Below are 4,206 nucleotides of genomic sequence, written 5' to 3'. Positions count from 1 at the left end.
TCGGTGCTGGCGAGGTTGTCGGACGCGCTCCAGCCGTCGTAGGCGGTGTAGCCGACGATGCGGCCGACGAATCCGTCGATCTTGCCCTCGTAGGCGATCGAACCCGACAGGGCGACGTTGGCGGTGAAGGCGCTCGAGTTCGGGGTGCCGGGGTAGCCGACGATCATGCCGGCGTTGTTGCCCTTCTCGCCGCCCGTGCCACCGGGGGCGGCCATGGTGATGTCGGCGCTGACCAGGTTGCGCGTGATCGTGGTGGCGTTCTTCGCGTAGGCGGCGATGCCTGCGGGCATTTCACCGGCGGCGAGGGTCGCGTCGACGAAGTTGTCTGAGATCACGCCGCCGTCGGCCTCGGCGACCAGGCCGCCCACCTTCTCAGCCGAGGTGGCGCTGAGGTCGGCGTCGAGGATCGTGTTGCCCGTGATGGTGCCGCCGACCGAGTGGATCGCGATGCCGGCGACGAAGCCGGAGCTGGTGGCGTTGTCGGCGCTCAGGTCGCTGAGGGTGAGGTTGGTGACGGTGCCGCCGTCGAGACGCTGGATGAGGCTGAGACGACCGTTGTTCGTGTCGCGGTCACCGTAGACGAGGCCGGAGATGGTGTGACCCTGGCCGTCGAGCACGCCGGTGAAGGTGTCGATTCCGCGCAGTGGCGCTTCGCCCGACATGTCGATGTCTGCTGTGAGGTCGATGTGCGATCCGGCGCGCGCTCCGGAATCGGCGTTGATCCACTCGGTCAGTGCGCGAAGGTCGGCGGCGGAGTCGATCTCGTAGGGGGCTGCGGCGATGCCCTCGCCGTCGATTCCCGCCGGCGCCGCTGCGACGGCTGCTGTGGGAATCATCGGAGCCACGAGGGCTCCGGTCACGGCTGCCGCGAGGGCGAGAGATCCGAGGTGGTGTCTTTTCTTGCGCTGCTCAGTACGAGACATCAGGCGAGTCGCCTTCCGATCTTTGTGCGGGGGGAGGATGCCCGGCGCCACAGGGTTGGCTGCCGGTGGTGGGCCGCGCCCAGTCGACCGGTGCCAGTTGACCGGCCGAGGCCCAGACGATGACCGGCAGGAAGATCGTGGGTTAACAGCGCGTGGACGACGGCGCTTCGTGCGTCGCACCGGAAGGTTGGCGCCGCGTTTACGCGCGCCGTTCAGCGGAACCGAGGATTCCAGACCGTAATCTGGGTGTGTGACTGAGCCGCTGCACTCTTCTTCTGTGCCCGTTGTCGGTGTCGTGATGGGCTCTGACTCTGACTGGCGTGTGATGAGCGATGCCTCGCAGGCGCTCACCGACTTCGGCATCGCGCATGAGGTCGAGGTCGTCTCGGCCCACCGCACGCCAGACAAGCTGATGTCGTATGCGCGCGAAGCGCGCGGGCGCGGCATCCGTGTCATCATCGCCGGTGCTGGCGGGGCAGCGCATCTGCCGGGCATGCTCGCGTCGATGACGCCGCTGCCAGTGGTCGGCGTGCCGGTGCCACTCGCGTATCTCGACGGCATGGATTCTCTGCTGTCGATCGTGCAGATGCCGGCCGGCATCCCCGTCGCGACCGTGTCGATCGGCGGGGCCCGTAACGCGGGGATCTTGGCCGCTCGTATTCTGGGCGCTTCGGATGCCGCCATCGCAGACCGCATCGAAGACTATGCGAAGACCCTTGAGGCGCAGGTCGGCGAGAAGAATGACCGACTGAAGGATTCCCTGTGACGCTTGCCGCGCCGCACGCAACGGGTCATCAGGCTCGCCCGCTGATCGAGCCGCGGCCGCTGCGCAACCCCGATACGGCGGATTCGTCGTTCATGGGGCGGCGCGGCTGGTGGCTGATCGTGATGAACCTGCTCGTTCCGGGGTCTGCGCAGGTCCTCTCCGGACGCAACCGCAAACTGGGGCGGTTCGGGCTGGGCATGACGCTGCTCAGCTGGCTGCTGGTCGTGAGTGCTGTCGCGACCGCGGTGTTCGCCCGACCGACGCTGATCTGGTTGGCCAGCAACTGGTTCGTGCTCACGGCTGTGCAGGTGCTGTTCATCGCATATGCCCTGCTGTGGGTCGTGTTGACGCTCGATACGCTGCGCATCGTTCGGCTGGTGAAGGTGCCGCCGATATCGCGTTTTGCGATTCCGGTCGTGGCTTTGATTCTGCTCGGTCTGGTCGGCGGTGGTGCCGCATACGCTGCCACGGTCGCCGGATCGAGCCGCGGCGTCTTCGGCGACATCTTCGGCAACAGCGGGCCGAGTGTGCCGCCGAGCGATGGGTATTACAACATTCTGCTGCTGGGTGCCGACAGCGGTGACGGCCGCGACTCGATGCGCTTCGACAGCATCTCGGTGGTCTCGGTCAATGCCACCACAGGCAAGGTCACCATCACGGGCATTCCCCGTGAGCTGCCCAACGCGCCGTTCAGCGACGGCAGTCCGATGCAGCAGCTGTACCCGAACGGGTTCGAGGGGCATTCGTCTCCGACGTGCGGCTGGAACGGGTGGATGAACCACGTTCGTTACGCCGCCGAGGTGTGCCGCGATGACGACGGCACGGGTCTGTACCCGGATGCCGCCGCGCACGGTTCTGCGCCGGGCATCGAGGCGACGAAGGATGCCGCGGAAGGGATCCTCGGCATCGAGATCCCGTACTACATCTTCATCGACATGAACGGCTTCGCCGCGATGATCGATGCGCTCGGCGGTGTCGATATCAATGTCACCGAGCGTCTGCCGAAGGGCGGGCCTCCGGAGGGCTGGCAGGGCACAGACGCCAACGACTGGGCGATCGGATGGATTGAGACCGGTCAGCAGCACATGGACGGCGACACAGCCCAGTGGTATGCCCGGTCGCGTTACACGACCAGCGACTGGGATCGCATGGAGCGCCAGCGCGAGCTGCAGGTGGCGATTCTGGATCAGTTCACCCCGCAGAATATTCTCACCCGTTTCAACGAGATCGCCGCTGCGGGCACGGTGCTCGTCGACACCGACCTGCCGAAGGACAAACTGTCGGAGTTCTTCGACCTGATGCTGCTCGCGAAAGAGCAAGAGGTCACGACGATCGAGCTCACGCCGAAGCACGGCGTGGACGAGTTCGAGCCTGACTATGCCTACATCCGCGAGATGATTCACGAGACCCTGCATCCGCCGACCCCCACCGCGACGCCGTCCCCCTGAGCCCGTCGCCCCGCCGCCGCTCCCTGAGCCACCCGCCGCTCCCTGAGCCTGTCGAAGGGTCGGCACCCCGCACTGTCGATCGAGGCGCCGCTAGATCCCGGCAGTGCGTCTGGCCTCAGCAACGAGTTCGTCGAGTACTGGCAGCAGTTCGGGGATGCTGGTTGTTGCCGCGCGCCACACGATCTCGTAGTCGATGTCGCCGTACTCATGGGCGATAATGTTTCGCATCCCGACGATCTTGTCGAGGTCCGGAACACGGGCGCCTGTGTCCACGTCTTCCCGGCGGAGTCGGTTCAGCGCCTCGCCAAGGATCTCCAATTGACGTTCCACGGCCGAACGGATGATGAGGTCGGTGTTGAACTCGACCATGGTTCTGCCGCGGGTGAACTCGTAAACCAGCCTGGCTGCCTCGGCTGCGTCCCAGAGATGCGCGCCCGCCTCAGGCCGCATAGATATCCTGCGCACTCCGCAAGGCTGATGCCTTGAAGAAGGGATTCTTCACAGAGCGCTCCACGATGAGATCGACTTCTCTGCCGACTATTCGCTCCAACTCGAATTTCAGATCGAAGTAGTCGTGGTATAGATTCGCCCGCTCTGGCTGGAACGCTACGAGGAAGTCGACGTCGCTCGTCTTCGGGTCGAACCGGTCAGTCAGCACGGAACCGAAGATGCGCAACCGTTCCACGCCGTGCCGCTCGCAGGCACGCTGTATCGCCTCGGTGTCGAAAAGCGCGGCGATCTCCATATCTTCAGTCTCGCAGATCGACTGCAGCATGGCGAGACACCCATACCAGTGCCGGGCACTCTCGAGGGCCCGTCGATCCCCGCATCGCCCGCCCGCTCCCTGAGTCTGTCGAAGGGGCAGCAGCCTGCAGCACCTACCCGCAGTCAACCTCCCCACGAACAGTCGCGACTTCACCGAATAACGGCGTGTGCATGACGCGCGTCAGCCGTTCGCCCGCACCATCCCCGGTGAAGGTGGCCGTCACCGTCGCCGATTCGCCCGGCGCCACGATGACTTCCTGCTGGATGACATTGCGCTCACCAAGCATCGCGGTCACGGCGCTGT

At 65.4% G+C, this 4,206-nt stretch carries 6 protein-coding genes; 2 read left to right on the top strand and 4 right to left on the bottom strand.

All coding sequences use genetic code 11. From position 1 onward, the window contains the following. Positions 1-923 (bottom strand): hypothetical protein (locus Q1J95_RS14955; protein ID WP_300269063.1); only part of this gene is annotated, 923 nt, incomplete at its 3' end. Positions 924-1,221: 298 nt separating this feature from the next. Here Q1J95_RS14955 and purE point away from each other — a divergent pair. Next, positions 1,222-1,689 (top strand): 5-(carboxyamino)imidazole ribonucleotide mutase, encoded by a 468-nt coding sequence (gene purE, locus Q1J95_RS14950; RefSeq protein WP_300269065.1) that lies wholly within the window; start codon positions 1,222-1,224, stop codon positions 1,687-1,689. Then, positions 1,686-3,137, top strand: a complete 1,452-nt coding sequence (locus Q1J95_RS14945; RefSeq protein ID WP_300269061.1) for an LCP family protein — start codon at positions 1,686-1,688, stop codon at positions 3,135-3,137. The genes purE and Q1J95_RS14945 overlap by 4 nt, the downstream gene beginning before the upstream one ends. Positions 3,138-3,227: 90 nt before the next feature. Here Q1J95_RS14945 and Q1J95_RS14940 read toward each other — a convergent pair whose 3' ends face one another. The 3 genes from Q1J95_RS14940 to Q1J95_RS14930 form a co-directional block, all read right to left on the bottom strand. Continuing rightward, positions 3,228-3,587 (bottom strand): HepT-like ribonuclease domain-containing protein, encoded by a 360-nt coding sequence (locus Q1J95_RS14940; RefSeq protein ID WP_300269059.1) that lies wholly within the window; start codon positions 3,585-3,587, stop codon positions 3,228-3,230. Continuing rightward, a complete protein-coding gene (locus tag Q1J95_RS14935) occupies positions 3,577-3,882 on the bottom strand; it encodes a nucleotidyltransferase domain-containing protein (protein WP_300269057.1) in 306 nt (101 codons plus the stop codon). The genes Q1J95_RS14940 and Q1J95_RS14935 overlap by 11 nt, the downstream gene beginning before the upstream one ends. Before the next feature lie 133 nt (positions 3,883-4,015). Continuing rightward, a partial coding sequence (locus Q1J95_RS14930) for a hypothetical protein (protein ID WP_300269055.1) occupies positions 4,016-4,206 on the bottom strand: 191 nt, incomplete at its 5' end.

The sequence above is a fragment of the Microbacterium sp. genome, from assembly GCF_029263575.1.
Lineage (GTDB): Bacteria > Actinomycetota > Actinomycetes > Actinomycetales > Microbacteriaceae > Microbacterium.
The sequence above is the reverse complement of the archived record's forward strand: the minus strand, read 5'-3'. Positions and strand labels throughout refer to the sequence as shown.

Excerpts from the sequence above, each read along its gene's own strand:
- Q1J95_RS14940 (WP_300269059.1), bottom strand. The coding sequence starts at position 3,587 with ATGCGGCCTGAGGCGGGCGCGCATCTCTGGGACGCAGCCGAGGCAGCC.
- purE (WP_300269065.1), top strand. The coding sequence starts at position 1,222 with ATGGGCTCTGACTCTGACTGGCGTGTGATGAGCGATGCCTCGCAGGCG.
- Q1J95_RS14935 (WP_300269057.1), bottom strand. The coding sequence starts at position 3,882 with ATGGAGATCGCCGCGCTTTTCGACACCGAGGCGATACAGCGTGCCTGC.